Source organism: Porticoccus sp. Uisw_050_02 (assembly GCF_047729555.1).
In the GTDB taxonomy this organism is placed as follows: Bacteria; Pseudomonadota; Gammaproteobacteria; order Pseudomonadales; family Porticoccaceae; genus Porticoccus.
In genome coordinates this window covers 368,647-382,341 of the sequence record NZ_CP159825.1, presented here as the reverse complement: position 1 = coordinate 382,341, position 13,695 = coordinate 368,647, and the positions used below count along the sequence as shown (strand labels likewise).

Annotated in this window: 13 protein-coding genes and 1 tRNA gene; 1 reads left to right on the top strand and 13 read right to left on the bottom strand. The window is 41.1% G+C overall.

Annotated features, from left to right (window positions below):
- Positions 1 to 11: 11 nt before the first annotated feature.
- Genes ABXT41_RS01820 through ABXT41_RS01810 form a run of 3 tightly spaced genes read right to left on the bottom strand, consistent with a single transcriptional unit; the run spans position 12 to position 4,689 of the window.
- The gene (locus tag ABXT41_RS01820) at positions 12 to 590 is read right to left on the bottom strand and encodes an SIS domain-containing protein (protein ID WP_415391135.1); all 579 of its coding nucleotides are present in this window, start codon (positions 588 to 590) and stop codon (positions 12 to 14) included.
- A 47-nt stretch (positions 591 to 637) separates the two neighbouring features.
- The gene (locus ABXT41_RS01815; protein ID WP_415391134.1) at positions 638 to 3,565 is read right to left on the bottom strand and encodes an insulinase family protein; all 2,928 of its coding nucleotides are present in this window, start codon (positions 3,563 to 3,565) and stop codon (positions 638 to 640) included.
- Between the two features lie 56 nt (positions 3,566 to 3,621).
- Positions 3,622 to 4,689: an AI-2E family transporter gene (locus ABXT41_RS01810; RefSeq protein ID WP_415391133.1), complete on the bottom strand. Its 1,068-nt coding sequence runs from the start codon at positions 4,687 to 4,689 to the stop codon at positions 3,622 to 3,624.
- Positions 4,690 to 4,944: 255 nt separating this feature from the next.
- On the opposite strand from ABXT41_RS01810, the gene ABXT41_RS01805 reads away from it, so the two are divergent.
- Positions 4,945 to 6,339, top strand: a complete 1,395-nt coding sequence (locus ABXT41_RS01805; protein ID WP_415391132.1) for a M48 family metalloprotease — start codon at positions 4,945 to 4,947, stop codon at positions 6,337 to 6,339.
- Positions 6,340 to 6,362: 23 nt separating this feature from the next.
- Here ABXT41_RS01805 and nadA read toward each other — a convergent pair whose 3' ends face one another.
- From nadA to ruvB, 10 genes are all read right to left on the bottom strand, one after another.
- The gene (nadA, locus tag ABXT41_RS01800) at positions 6,363 to 7,370 is read right to left on the bottom strand and encodes a quinolinate synthase NadA (protein ID WP_415391434.1); all 1,008 of its coding nucleotides are present in this window, start codon (positions 7,368 to 7,370) and stop codon (positions 6,363 to 6,365) included.
- Positions 7,371 to 7,545: 175 nt separating this feature from the next.
- Positions 7,546 to 7,621, bottom strand: a tRNA-Lys gene (locus tag ABXT41_RS01795).
- A gap of 111 nt (positions 7,622 to 7,732) precedes the next feature.
- Positions 7,733 to 8,500, bottom strand: coding sequence for a tetratricopeptide repeat protein (locus ABXT41_RS01790; protein WP_415391131.1), 768 nt, complete (start codon positions 8,498 to 8,500; stop codon positions 7,733 to 7,735).
- Between the two features lie 129 nt (positions 8,501 to 8,629).
- Positions 8,630 to 9,106, bottom strand: a complete 477-nt coding sequence (locus tag ABXT41_RS01785) for an OmpA family protein (protein WP_415391130.1) — start codon at positions 9,104 to 9,106, stop codon at positions 8,630 to 8,632.
- A 66-nt stretch (positions 9,107 to 9,172) separates the two neighbouring features.
- On the bottom strand, positions 9,173 to 10,459 hold the full coding sequence (gene tolB, locus ABXT41_RS01780) for a Tol-Pal system beta propeller repeat protein TolB (RefSeq protein WP_415391129.1): 1,287 nt from the start codon (positions 10,457 to 10,459) through the stop codon (positions 9,173 to 9,175).
- Between the two features lie 3 nt (positions 10,460 to 10,462).
- A complete protein-coding gene (locus ABXT41_RS01775; RefSeq protein ID WP_415391128.1) occupies positions 10,463 to 10,975 on the bottom strand; it encodes an energy transducer TonB in 513 nt (170 codons plus the stop codon).
- Positions 10,976 to 11,130: 155 nt separating this feature from the next.
- Positions 11,131 to 11,559 carry a protein TolR gene (gene tolR / locus ABXT41_RS01770; RefSeq protein WP_415391433.1) on the bottom strand — a complete coding sequence of 143 codons (429 nt, stop codon included), beginning with the start codon at positions 11,557 to 11,559 and terminating at the stop codon, positions 11,131 to 11,133.
- Positions 11,560 to 11,561: 2 nt separating this feature from the next.
- A complete protein-coding gene (gene tolQ, locus ABXT41_RS01765; protein ID WP_415391127.1) occupies positions 11,562 to 12,236 on the bottom strand; it encodes a protein TolQ in 675 nt (224 codons plus the stop codon).
- Positions 12,233 to 12,661, bottom strand: coding sequence for a tol-pal system-associated acyl-CoA thioesterase (gene ybgC, locus ABXT41_RS01760; RefSeq protein ID WP_415391126.1), 429 nt, complete (start codon positions 12,659 to 12,661; stop codon positions 12,233 to 12,235). The genes tolQ and ybgC overlap by 4 nt, the downstream gene beginning before the upstream one ends.
- A 25-nt stretch (positions 12,662 to 12,686) precedes the next feature.
- Positions 12,687 to 13,694 carry a Holliday junction branch migration DNA helicase RuvB gene (gene ruvB, locus ABXT41_RS01755; protein WP_415391125.1) on the bottom strand — a complete coding sequence of 336 codons (1,008 nt, stop codon included), beginning with the start codon at positions 13,692 to 13,694 and terminating at the stop codon, positions 12,687 to 12,689.
- Between the last annotated feature and the right edge of the window lies 1 nt (position 13,695).

The following is a 13,695-nucleotide window of genomic DNA, read 5'->3' as shown; positions in this document are numbered from 1 at the left end:
AGCAAAAAACTTCACGAGATCCCTAACTCTATTTCAATCAACTCGCAAAGAATATGCCCGATCAGAATATGTGACTCTTGAATCCTAGCTGTTGTGTCTGACGGGACAACTAAAGCATGGTCAATGTGAGCCAAAGCATCGCCACCACCTTTGCCCAGCAAGCCAATCGTAGCGATACCCATATCTTTTGCAGTTTTAAGCGCTTTCAATATATTTTCGCTTTGACCTGAAGTGCTAATCCCTACTAATATATCTCCAGAACGGCCATGCGCTTCGAGCTGTCTAGAAAAAATATTTTCATATGAAAAATCATTTGCTACACACGTAAGAACTGATGTATCAGCATTAAGAGCCATTGAGCGCAATGGGCGCCTATTCCTCTTAAACCTACCAACCAGCTCTGCAGCCATATGCTGACTATCTGAAGCGCTGCCACCATTTCCGCACCAGAAAACTGTACCCCCGTTCAATAAGGACTGTGCGAGAACTTTACTAACTATTAAGATAAGCTCAGAAAGAGCACCTTTGGTAGCTTCCACTGATTGAGTATGCTCTAAAAAATTACGCTGAATTACCTGACTGCTCGTCATGAGATTTCCTTCGATTACTTGATATAAATACTACTACACGATTCAAGCTATTCATGTATATTTATAATATTGGTGGGGAGACTAAAAATTGCTCTACCTCTCTTAAACTGTTGTTCGTTAAAAGCAGGTCCTGGGCTGTTGTCCAGCTGTAAGGAATATCCAGATCCAACCACTAGAGAATCATACAGTCCGAGAACTTCAGCATAGGTTAACTGCTTCACGGCAAACATCAGAGCATCTCGATGACTAAAGCTGTAATCATGCATATTTATGCTCCCCCAGAGCCTAGATGAATGCTCAACTAAACTCTTGGGTTTTTCTCGCAGCCTCAAAAGTACTGCTTCCTTATGTCTCTCAAACTCTTCTCGAGGCGTAACTTTAAGCTTCCTAAAAAAGCTTAGCAAGAAATCATCAATCGATTTCTCCAAATCAGGAATTATAGCTTTAGGGGACTGTACCAATAACCCAATACCAGGGACTCTACCAACTGTTCTGTCCACTACAGCTACTATATAGCCAAGCTGTTGCTCAGTACGTAATTCATGGAAAAAATCTGAACTCATTAGCTGCTTTAGCAAAATCATCCCAGCAGCTTCTTTTACGCTGTCGTTGCGGCCTTGGTAGTAACGAAGAATGGCAAAATCGTCGTGCTCCATTGCGAGATGTACTTGCAATTTTTCTCCGGCGACAACCTTAAAAACCTTTTGATTCAGCCAACCATCAGGGTTCTTTACTTCGAAATACTGTCCTATATTGCTAGCAATTGATTTAGCATGAGCTAAATCAATATTACCGCTTGCAAGAAGCTCAATAGTAGATCCTACGTATAGCTGATCAATAAATTCAATAAATTTACCTTCATTGAAGTTTGATAGAGCATCGGCAAGCTGCTCCGGTCCCCATGATGCCGGATCAAGCAGATCGCCTGCCTTTAAAAGTAACTGTTTATACGGTGATTGCTTTTCATTATTTCGCCATTCTCGAATTAACTCTTTCCTTAATCGCGTCAATAAAGGACTTTCAGGTCTGGCGTGATCACCCTGAAGCCTCGTATGCATTGGCTGTTTAAGTTTTTTTTCTTCATGTACTGGTGCCAATAAATCTTTAGCGATCTCTTCCACTAGAAAAGATAGCTTATTATCAAAACCACTAACAAAAAAATCTACGCTATCAGCCTGCCTATAAACGCCGTAACGCAAACCTGTAAGGGTTGCGGCATAATTAGACTCGTTAAGTCTTTCGTTTACCAGTCGTAAGTACAAATCTACCATTGCGGCCTCAGATGCACTTTTTATTGTTCGTGTTTTCACCGAAGCATGAAATTGAGCTTTGGGTACCTGATAATGAGAATCCAGATAATACCAAAGACGATAATTTTCTGCGTCAAATAGCACTGGGTTGCCTGCAGGTGATGTTTTATCTGATGATCTAATTTCAAAGCTGCTAGGAATAAATTTGTTTGGCGACGGGAGTTGCAGAGACTTCAAAACGTCTTTTTTCTTTATATTCGGAAGAGCTTCTAGCTTATATGGCGCCTGATAAAGCATCGAAGCTTTTTCGATTGCAGCCTCCGGAGCCATCAAAGTAACTAGCGCATTGCGAGGCGTCATCATTTTCAATATTCGAGAAATAAGATCAGGATTATAGATATTATTAAGATAAGGGCCACGTATCACCTCCTCGGGGGGGTATTCATGTAGCTGTTTGGATAATCGACTAACACGATGCATCGAACTACCCAGCTCTTCATAGCGAAAGGCGACATTAGATAAGACGCTCTGCTCTAACCAGCGCCACTCCTCTACCCCTTTCTGAGAAATTAACTCTATCTCCTGGAAAATTAATTCAACCACCTGCTGCCAGCTTGATACTCCTTTGGGTGTCAATCCGACCGTGATATCAAAAGAGGTGCCGCTTGTATCAGAAAGACCCTCTCCTGAACTCAATGCTTCCGCCCATCCATTTCCTTTTAGCAAAGACAATAGGCTACCTTTCCCCTCATCACCAATAAGGTTAGCAATATAGCTCAGCGGCTTTTCTCGATAATAGCCGTGCATAGCAGGCAAAGGGATCGTAACGGTTAGCTCTCGTAACTCTTGAATAGGTCGAAGAGAAAGAAGTAGGGGAAGGGAGTCCACCCCAAATAATGGTTGCCCGTGCTTTGGCTGCAAAGTCTTATAGTTATTTACTTCTTCAAACTTAGATCTAACCATCAGCTCCATCTCATCTAATGTTTGAGGAGCAAGAACCACTAAAGCCATTCGATTTGCAGAATAATGTTCTTTGTAAAAAGCTAGCAAATCATCTCGTACAAGATTGTCTTTGGTATCGGATAAAGTTTTCAAATTGCCCACACTAAATTTTGCTGCAGGATGGTCAGGATTTACTATTTGAGAAAAGACATCTCTTTGACGACGATAATCATTTTTTATCCGTGCCATATATTCTGAATGCACAGCATTCATCTCTCGATTAATGTATTCAGCATCAAAGGAAGGGGCTACAAAGAAGCGTGCGAAACGATCCAGTGCTGATTCAAACTTGGTAGGGTTTATATCAAAAAAGTAATTAGTGTGCTCAAACGAAGTATAAGCATTGTGCTGACCTCCGTGCTGATTAATATAAGATTGATACTCATCAGGGTCCGGGTACTTGTCTGTCCCCAAAAATAGCATGTGCTCTAGAAAATGTGCCAACCCTTGACGTCCTATTGGGTCATGCGAGCTTCCTACAAATACGTCAAGAGAAGCTGCCGCCTTATCAGACCTGCTATCAGCAATCAACAATACCTGCATCTGGTTGGGTAGTGTTATATAGCGATACTCAGACTCATCAGTTTCACTTTTTTCGATCTCAACTTGATGAGCTTGCGTTCCACCAGTCAGACCACTAAAAGAAAGTGGCAACCCTAACGCCTGATTGTGAAAAAGCATTAGTAGCATGCTGCATACGTATGTTAATAATATATTTTTCATCGAAATCCATAAAAAACTGCATAACTTATAGCTGCTATGACTTAGGAGTTTAGTTGCTATGACTTAGGAGTTGCTGATGTAACGCAAGGCCATGCACTATACAGCGCTTTCACTAAAGTCGCCAAAGGGATTGCAAAAAATACGCCCCAAAATCCCCAAAATCCTCCGAATACTATCACAGCCAGTATAATTGCTACTGGATGTAAGTTAACGGCTTCTGAAAACAACAAAGGAACCAGCACGTTTCCATCTAACCCCTGGATGATTGCATAGACCCCCAGCAATAAAAATAAATCACCGCCCCAACCCCATTGAAAGTAAGCCACCATTGCGACTGGTATTGTCACCAGTAAAGCGCCAATAAAAGGCACGACGACAGACAAACCAACCAACAAGGCTAGCAAGGCAGCATAATTCAAACCAAGAGCCAAAAATGAAGCATAGCTAACAAACCCAATAATTAATATCTCAATAGCTTTTCCGCGTACATAATTAGCCATTTGAGCGTTCATCTCATGCCAAATTTTCCACATCATAGGGCGTTCAGAAGGCAAAAGACTAGACATAAATTCTAAAAGTTTATCTTTATCTTTCAGCATAAAAAAAACTAATAAAGGGACTAAAATTGCATACAAAACAAGGGCAAGAATATTAGGAAAAGTGTTTAATGAGAAACCCATCAGGTGCTGAGCGATACCACCCAATTCTTTCGAGATCTGGCTTAGTATATCCTTTATTTGACTTGCAGAAAAAATTTCCGGAAATTGCTCAGACAGCACTAGTAGCATGCTTTGCCAATGTTCAAACATGACGGGAACTTTGTTTGCTAAATTTAGGGCCTGACGACCTATTAGAGGTAAAAGAACAACTAAAACAGCAGAAAAAATACCTACAAAAAGCAAAAAAATGACAACCACCGCAACTCTTCTAGAAACACGACAAAGAACCAAGCGGTTAACCCCTCCTTGCAACAGAAATGCAAATATAAGGGCTGCAATAAAAGGCGCGAGTATTTCACCCAAGGTTATTAGCACAACAAAGATAATAGCCAGTAACGCAGTCAATAAAACCGCTTCTTCTTCTCCAAAGTAGCGATTCACCCAATTTCCAAGTACTTTTAACATTCAGAACTCCAAGCTTGTCGATAGATGCTAGTCAACATAGATTACGAGATCAATGATCAAGCCACAAGAGTATTGAATAAAATTTTCGACACCTTTATGTTCTTAAGGCTAAAATGTACCCAATGTTATCCATTTAATCTTAAACTTACAGCGGCACTATAAAATACCGGACATAAAAAAATTCCAATGATCCAACTATCGCTATTGATTAAAAATTTACGCTATTCAGTGCTAACTTTATTAGCCCTAATGTTCATGAGCACACCTATTAAAAGTGCCGACATAAAACTTCCGCTGCTAGGCGACACTTCCTCTGGTAGCATTTCTCAACAAAAAGAATATGAGCTTGGTCGAGCCTGGCTTAAAGCCTATCGCAGCAGGATCAATGAACACCATGATCCCCTGTTGACCGATTATTTAGAACAACTCATTTACAGGTTAGCATTTCGAAGTCAGCTGCAAGATCATCGATTAGAGTTAATAGTTGTCGATAACCCTACATTGAACGCTTTCGCTGTACCTGGGGGAGTAATTGGAGTTCATACAGGCTTATTTCTCTTTGCAAAATCAGAGGCCCAACTGTCTTCGGTCCTTGCGCATGAAATCGCTCATCTTAGCCAAAGGCATTTTGCGCGCCGCCTAGAAAGTCGAAAAAAAAATCAAGTAGCCAACATGGCAGGTTTACTCGCCAGCCTAGTCTTAGCAGCAACAATAGGCAGTGATGCCGGCATGGCCGGCCTCACTGCAACTCAAGCTATGGGGAGAAATGAAAGCTTACGTTATAGCCGGCAAAATGAGCGTGAGGCCGACAGACTTGGTTTAAAAACAATGCTTGCAGCTGGAATCGATCCAGAAGCCATGTCTACTATGTTTGAGGCGATGCTTAAGCTTACAAGATATACTGGGAGTCAAGTTCCGGAATTCTTACGAAGTCACCCTCTCACTGAAAACCGCGTTACAGACGCCAAGAATAAGTTAAGTCAGCTACCAAAAAAAGAGTATTCTGATAGCTTTGAATTTCACTTAATACGCGCTAGAGCAATTATTGCCATAAACAATAACCCCAGCCTATCTATTGATCATTTTAAAAATGAATTAATTCTTTCAAAAAATAGCCAGGCTGCACTCTACGGAGCATCGCTTGCCTATATCAGCCTAGGCAAATATTCAGAAGCCAAAGATGCAATCGATCAATTACTCAAGGCTCTACCAGATCAACTGCACTACAAAATGGCTGAAATTGAACTTTACCGCCATCAAAAAAAATATGATCTTGCTATTGAAAAAACTAACCAGCTATTAAGGTATCAACCAAACAGCTATCCATTAAGAATGTCTCTTGCTGAAACATATCTAAAATCCAATCATTTTCTTAAATCAGAAACATTGCTAGATTCACTGGCAGCAACTCATTCAGAGAACCCTGAGGTATGGTTTTTGCTTGCAGAAATTCGAGGACTGGCAGGCAACATACCTGGAGTTCACATGGCTAGAGCTCAATACTTTATTTTAACCGGGGTGTTTGACCAAGCCAGAGATCAACTATCTTATGCCAAGAAGTTGCTAATTCATGATTACAAAAAAATATTAGTTATCGACCAGCAACTTAAAAACTTAAACATACTAGAAGAGAGGATAAAAGCTCTATGATGATTCTCTTGCAGAGCAGCTAACTACAACTGTTGCTTGTGGAAATCCAGCATCCGCTGTAAAGAGGCCATTGCTTTTCGGCTAATATTTTTCTCTACGGAGATTTCGTTGTGATTGAATTTCAGTGATTCCATAAGGTTTTTAAGGTCATTCATTCCCATCCAGGGGCAACTGGCACAGCTACGACAAGTAGCTCCCTCTCCTGCTGTCGGCGCTATAATTAACTCTTTTCCAGGACACGCCTGTTGCATTTTATAAAAAATTCCAACATCAGTAGCTACGATCATCTGTTTGTTTGGCAGAACACCTGACGCCTTAATAAGCTGCGAAGTCGAACCAACAACATCAGCAATCTCAACTATGGCTTCAGGTGATTCCGGATGAACAAGTAGTGCTGCATCAGGATATATTTTCTTTAGCCTGGCTATACCTTGAAACTTGAACTCTTCATGCACAATACAGCTTCCATCCCACAACAACATGTCAGCGCCAGTTTTTTTCTGAATATAGCTGCCTAAGTATTTATCTGGAGCCCAAAGAATTTTTTTTCCACAGGCATCAAGGTAGTCAACAACATCTAGCGCAATACTAGAAGTGACGACCCAGTCTGCGCGGGCTTTCACAGCAGCGGAAGTATTTGCATAGACAACAACTGTGCGATCCGGATACTGGTCACAAAAATTACTGAAATCCTCAACAGGGCAGCCAATATCAAGCGAACATGTTGCCTCAAGAGTAGGCATCAAGACTGTTTTTTCTGGTGTCAAGATTTTAGCTGTCTCACCCATGAATTTAACGCCTGCTACAACAAGCGTAGAGGCTGTATGACTGTTGCCAAATCTTGCCATTTCCAAGGAGTCAGATACAAGGCCGCCTGTTTCTTCTGCCAGCTCCTGAATCAAAGGGTCGGTATAATAGTGAGCAACTATGACTGCATTCTTATCATCAAGTAACTGCTTAATATCTTTCTTGTATGTCGCTGCTTCCTCAGATGTACATTCAACTTGTTGTTGAATTTTACCCAGATGCATCTCAACCGCACGATCGCTCCTGGGCTTGTCAATAAGGTCTAGTCTTGAAAAATTTGAGTTTAGATGTGAGTCCATAACGAATTTTCAGTCGATACTCTCTATTGGATTTTAACACATATTATTTGTATATCGAAAAACAGAGTTAGGCAGAAAAAAATTATAACTTCTTAAGATATGGTGGGTCGTGTTGGGTTCGAACCAACGACCAATTCCTTAAAAGGGAACTGCTCTACCAACTGAGCTAACGACCCGCTTGAAGAGGTGCATATCTTACCCATGAAGAATGAAAAATCAAGTTTTAATTCAACAGCAACCACTCAACCTAAAGCTAACGTTTTGATATAGCTAGGGGAGACCTAGGGCTAGAAATTTTCATCAAGATATCTCCTCGCCAACAAGGTGGCGTTACTATCGCTTGATGCAATACTCTCAAGCAGTTTCTTTGCTTTGATCATATCCCCCAGCATGAAATATACCTGCCCTAATTTAAACTTAGCATCTGAGTATTTTTCATGCGCAGGGTGATCTTCATGGATTACAGAAAACGACTGGCGAGCCAAATCTAGCTCGCTTTGAAGTAAATATATCTCGCCAAGCCAATAATATGCATTAGCAACATATCCACCTTTGGGGTATGCAACAATATGTACTTTAAATCCAGATATGGCTTTATTTATATCGCCTGATTTTAGGTAAGCATAAGCTTCATGGTAATGATCTCTCTCTTTCTCTTCACTCAACGGTAGTATTACTGGTTGAGTGTTATCTGGGACCTGCTTGGATAATATATCCAGAGTTTTACCAGCAGCTATACTTAAAGTTGATCCAGGCTTATTGGTCTGTTCGGAAAGCCGACGATCCAAATTAAGATAATTTTCTATTTGTCTTTTTGAAAGCAGTTCTACCTCATTCCTTAACTCTTCCACCATACCTCGGAGCACTTTAACCTCTTCTTTTAGAAGCTGCCCTTGATAGTGAGGGTCATACTGAAGAGATTGCGAGTCCGCACTTAAATCAACGGAGTTATTAGTAGTTTCCAGTTTTTTGCCAATCTCTGAAACTGGGGCAGCGGCAATAACAGACATTGAAAAAATAGCCAAACAAACTACAACATAATTATATGGGGGCATACAACAAGGTGCTCCTAACAATGACTGATTAAGGTTTTTTGGGTGCCAGCAGGCTATCACCTAAATATATGTCGAATTGAACTTTTAACACCAGACGCTGTATATTTTAATTTTACGCTTGTTAAGCTATCATTTTAATTCTACTCGACGATTTAGCGCCCAAGAGCCTTCCTCGCTTCCTGAGACAGCAGCTTGCTCTTCTCCATAGCTAACCACTTCGATCAATGACCTATTAACTCCTTCTTGAATTAAAAAGTCACGGACAGCGTTCCCTCTGCTTTCTCCTAGCGCCATATTATATTCGCGGCTACCGCGTTCATCAGCATGGCCCAGCAAGCGAATATTAATTCGGTTGGATTGAAGATTTTGAGCATGAAGACGCAATGCAGATCGCGCTTCAGCATTCAGTACAACCTTATCAAACTCAAAGTAAAATACACGGGAAACTCTACTGTCCGTTCCTATTGAAGAGCCTCTTATGGAACTATCATCAACCGATCCTGTCGTTATATTATCACTTGGCATTGTTGCTACAGAAGAGCAGCCCGCTAATAAAACAGAGGAGATTAAGGCTATTGCACTATATTTGTAAGTTGTAATTTTCATTATATTTTCCTATTAGGAGATGATTATATTTCTCTGATTGTGCCTGATGATCTTTGTTCTAATTTTTTATTTTGGGGACCAAGCAGGCTCACGAACATCCCCCTGGCGACTTGGTAGAAAAAACTTAACCCCTGCATCTAGCGAAACTGCCGCTAGGACCCCTTTATTATTTTTCTTTGTCGCATAAAGTAGCATAGCACTATTTGGTGCTACTGTCGGCGACTCGTCTAGGCTCGTGTTAGTTAAAACCCTTAAATCTCCAGTCACCAAGTCTTGCGTTGCAATATGAAACTGCTTCTCGCTCTTATGGATCATAACCAAAGTTCTTCCATCTGCAGCAAGTCTTGGTCTTGCATTGTATGCGCCATGAAATGTTAAACGATTTACTTTGCCTGTCTTGAGTTCTAATTTGTATACTTGTGGCGACCCACCCCTGTCTGATGTAAAAATTAGAAACTTACTGTCTGGTGACCAACATGGCTCGGTATCTATTGCAAAATGATTTGTGTGTCGAGCAAATTTATGACTCCTCAGGTCAAAGGTATAAATTTCAGGATTCCCGTCTTTTGAAAGAACTAGTGCTAATTTTCTCCCATCTGGAGACCAAGATGGGGCTCCATTTAATCCCTTAAAATTAGTTAACTGCTCTCTGTTAGCATTAGATAATTTTTGACGAAAAATGGCAGGTCGACCTGTCTCGAATGAGACATAAACTAATTCTTTTGCATCAGGAGACCACGAGGGTGACATTATAGGATGATTGGATTCCAGCAACAGTTTTTCTCTAGCGCCGTCTGCATCTGCAACCATTAGTTTAAATCTAGTTTTTCCATTTAACGCCACAGCAGTCACATAGGCTATGCGAGTTGAGAACGCTCCGGGGATGCCTGTTACAGCCAGATATACTTCATCGCTAATATGATGAGCCAGATCACGCAATTGCCCTATAGAGCCTTTCGCAACCTTTGTGAAAGCCACTCTAGAACTATGCACCTCTATAAGGCTAAAGGTAATTTGATAAACTCCATTATGTAGCAAGGCGTTCCCAACAAGAAGGTATTCCACACCCAGGATTAACCAGTCACGCGCATACACTTCTTTGACTGACCTGGGAAAAGACAACATATCCTTCCTGGGAATAGGACCAAAAAGGCCGCTTCTCCTAAGGTTCTCCTCTATAATATCGCCTATGTCTTCTGGTAAAATTGCGCCATCTTGGGTGATGGGAGAGATTCCAATTTTAGTAGGATTGTCTACTCCTTTTGTAATCTCAATCGTTAAGCTTGCAGTTGTTGCAACTGGATAAGCTAAAGCCAACAAAAAAAATACTGAAATAACACTAATTTTTTTCACTTTTTATAACCTCAAGTCATCTGGCCTGAAAACTAGACGTAACTTTCTAAAATTTTTCTCAAATGCCTGGGCATCTAGCTGCTGTAATCTCTCAAACCTACCTACCTTATGAACTGCTTGTTGTGCGGAACGATCAAAAGCCTCGCTACCACTAGATTTAACCATTGTTACATTAATTACCTGGCCAGTTGGCACCAACTGAATAATTAGAGCAACCTCCATCCCTCTTCTAGCACTTGGGGGTCTATTCCAATTAGCTTCAATTCTTTCCATGATGTAAGCGGAATAACTAGCAGTTAATTTTTCATTATCTTGATCTAACGCTAACTGTTTTTCTGCCTCCAGTGCATCAGGTACATGCCTTTTGATTTCTTCACGGTCTTCTTGCAGTTTTGGTTTAGATACTTTTTTAGGCTTTGGCTTTGGTTTTGATTTAGATGCTTTTTTAGGCTTTGGCTTTGGTTTTGGTTTAGATGCTTTTTTAGGCTTTGGTTTTACCGCATTATCTAAATTCACAAGTTTGGCTTGTATATATTTCGGAGATATGACTTTACTAGGCTTAGTTGTCTCTCCCCATTTGCCAACCAAAAAATAGATTACCAAGCTATGCAGAATGAAGCTAAAGAGAACGGCTAAAAACAACGAAATAGGTCTTTCAGATAACATGGTAGTTAGTTTTTTCTAAGCGGTTCGGTTACAAGGCCGACAGACGGCGCTCCAGCATTCTGCAAATCACTCATCAGTCTCACGACAGAACCATAGCGAACACTGGCATCCCCCCAAACTAAAACAGATGTTTTGGGTTCTTGGCGCAATACTTTTTTCACCTTTTTTATAATCGATGTTAATGGTTCCTCCATATTTCTCCCATTACCCAAATCAAGATAAAAGGTACCGTCAGCCTTAATTGAAACAATTAAGGGGTCTCTATCATTTTTACCTAAAGGCGCAGATGGGGCATTCGGCAACTCAACTTTAACACCCTGCATGAGCAATGGGGCGGTCACCATAAAAACTATCAACAGCACTAGCATTACATCGATATAAGGAACAACATTGATTTCAGCAACCAATCGACGCTTATGCTTTGAAGCCTTTATAGTCACTTACTATAAATCCTGCGGTGTAAAATCGTGGACAATTCTTCTGCAAATGTCTCATAGCTATTAAAAGTAGTGTCGGCAGCTGAAGAGTATCTGTTATAAGCGAGTACTGCCGGAATTGCTGCAAAAAGACCCATAGCAGTTGCTATCAATGCTTCCGATATTCCAGGAGCAACTACTGCTAATGTGGCCTGATGCACATTAGCAAGCCCGCGGAATGAATTCATAATACCCCAAACAGTCCCAAATAAACCAATATACGGACTCACAGAGGCAACGCTGGCGAGGAATGGTAAATGCTGATTTAGCTTTTCCTCTTCACGCGATAAAGCTACCCGCATCGACCTTTCAGCTCCCTCCATAACCGCATCTGGCTCAACACCGGCTTGTTGCGATAGCTTACTAAATTCGCGAAATCCGGCTCGGAATATACTGGCGAGACCCTCTCCACCATCCCTGCCTCTAATATCATCGTATAGCTGATTAAGATCTATTCCTGACCAAAAATCATCTTCAAATTGACGCAAATTATGTGCCGCATTTCTTAAATACAATCCTCTCTGAATAATCACCACCCAAGATACAACTGATGCAAAAAAAAGTAACAGCATAACAAACTGTACTAACAAGGAAGCATTAACAATCAAGCTCCATAAAGATAACTGTTCAGTCATTCGCCGCGCTCTCCTTTCTCATTTTTTATTTCAGCTTTCAACTTTTTCAACATATCCTCCGGTATTACCTGAGGTTTCTTTTTCTCGCGATCGATGCACGCCACTTTGACCTCCGCCCTCACTAAGACATCATTTCCTCTGAGCACGCCCTGAGTGACAACAAACGAGGTTCGCGACACATCTTTTAGTTGTGCTGTTGCGGTAATTTGATCATCCAAAACTGCTGATTGAATATATTTAATATTTACAGAGTGAACAACAAACTGCAGGCTGCCAAACAATGCTGGCTTATCGAAACCTAAAGTGCGTATTAATTCTGTTCTAGCCCGTTCAATATACTTAAGATAGTTGGCGTAATATACTATGCCTCCGGCATCAGTATCTTCAACATACACGCGGATAGGTAAACAATATTTTTGCGTCATTTATCCATGAACTCCAAATTATTAGCTATTTTTTTGGCTCTTTTAAACCAAAATGCTCATAGGCTCGACGCGTTACTATTCGCCCTCTCTGTGTGCGCAGCAGATAACCCTGTTGTATTAAATAAGGCTCTATAACATCCTCTAAGGTATCTCTTTCTTCGCTAATCGCAGCTGCTATACTATCTATTCCCACAGGTCCGCCATCAAATTTTTCAATTATCGCAAGCATTACCCGACGATCCATATGGTCAAAACCAGCGGCATCTACATTCAACATATTTAACGCCATATCAGCTATATTTGATGTAACAACCCCGTCAGCCTTTACATCGGCATAATCTCTAACTCGACGCAAAAGACGATTTGCTATACGCGGCGTTCCCCTTGAGCGACAAGCAATCTCCTGAGTACCCCTATCATCTGTCGTCACACCAAGAATTTTAGCTGAGCGAGAGACTATTGAACTCAACTCCTCATCAGAGTAAAACTCCAGTCGTTGAACAATGCCAAAGCGATCTCTCAAAGGAGAAGTTAGCAGACCAGCCCTAGTGGTAGCGCCAACAAGCGTAAAGGGCGGTATATCAAGCTTAATTGATCGAGCTGCTGGTCCTTCGCCAATCATAATATCTAACTGATAATCTTCCATAGCAGGATAAATAACTTCTTCAACCACAGGACTCAGGCGATGAATCTCGTCGATAAAAAGCACATCTCCTGGCTCAAGATTTGTCATCAATGCGGCAAGATCTCCAGCTTTTTCAAGAACTGGACCGGAGGTGGTCTTTAATCCAACACCCATTTCATGGGCAATAATATGAGCTAAAGTTGTTTTTCCAAGGCCAGGGGGGCCAAAAATCAAAGTATGGTCTAAAGGCTCACTTCTTTTGCGTGCTGCACTAATAAAAATTTCCATCTGCTCTCGCACTACCCGTTGTCCCACATAATCATTAAGACTCAAGGGCCGAATGGCGCGATCAAAACGCTCTTCCCGAGCATCAGCTTCAGGAGATATTAGTCGGTCAGTTTCTATCATA

Coding starts and splice junctions, on each gene's coding strand:
- ABXT41_RS01810 (WP_415391133.1), bottom strand. CDS start 4,689: ATGTTAAAAGTACTTGGAAATTGGGTGAATCGCTACTTTGGAGAAGAA.
- ABXT41_RS01805 (WP_415391132.1), top strand. CDS start 4,945: ATGAGCACACCTATTAAAAGTGCCGACATAAAACTTCCGCTGCTAGGC.
- ABXT41_RS01820 (WP_415391135.1), bottom strand. CDS start 590: ATGACGAGCAGTCAGGTAATTCAGCGTAATTTTTTAGAGCATACTCAA.
- ybgC (WP_415391126.1), bottom strand. CDS start 12,661: ATGACGCAAAAATATTGTTTACCTATCCGCGTGTATGTTGAAGATACT.
- ABXT41_RS01785 (WP_415391130.1), bottom strand. CDS start 9,106: ATGAAAATTACAACTTACAAATATAGTGCAATAGCCTTAATCTCCTCT.
- ABXT41_RS01815 (WP_415391134.1), bottom strand. CDS start 3,565: ATGAAAAATATATTATTAACATACGTATGCAGCATGCTACTAATGCTT.
- tolQ (WP_415391127.1), bottom strand. CDS start 12,236: ATGACTGAACAGTTATCTTTATGGAGCTTGATTGTTAATGCTTCCTTG.
- ABXT41_RS01790 (WP_415391131.1), bottom strand. CDS start 8,500: ATGCCCCCATATAATTATGTTGTAGTTTGTTTGGCTATTTTTTCAATG.
- nadA (WP_415391434.1), bottom strand. CDS start 7,370: ATGCATCTGGGTAAAATTCAACAACAAGTTGAATGTACATCTGAGGAA.
- ruvB (WP_415391125.1), bottom strand. CDS start 13,694: ATGATAGAAACTGACCGACTAATATCTCCTGAAGCTGATGCTCGGGAA.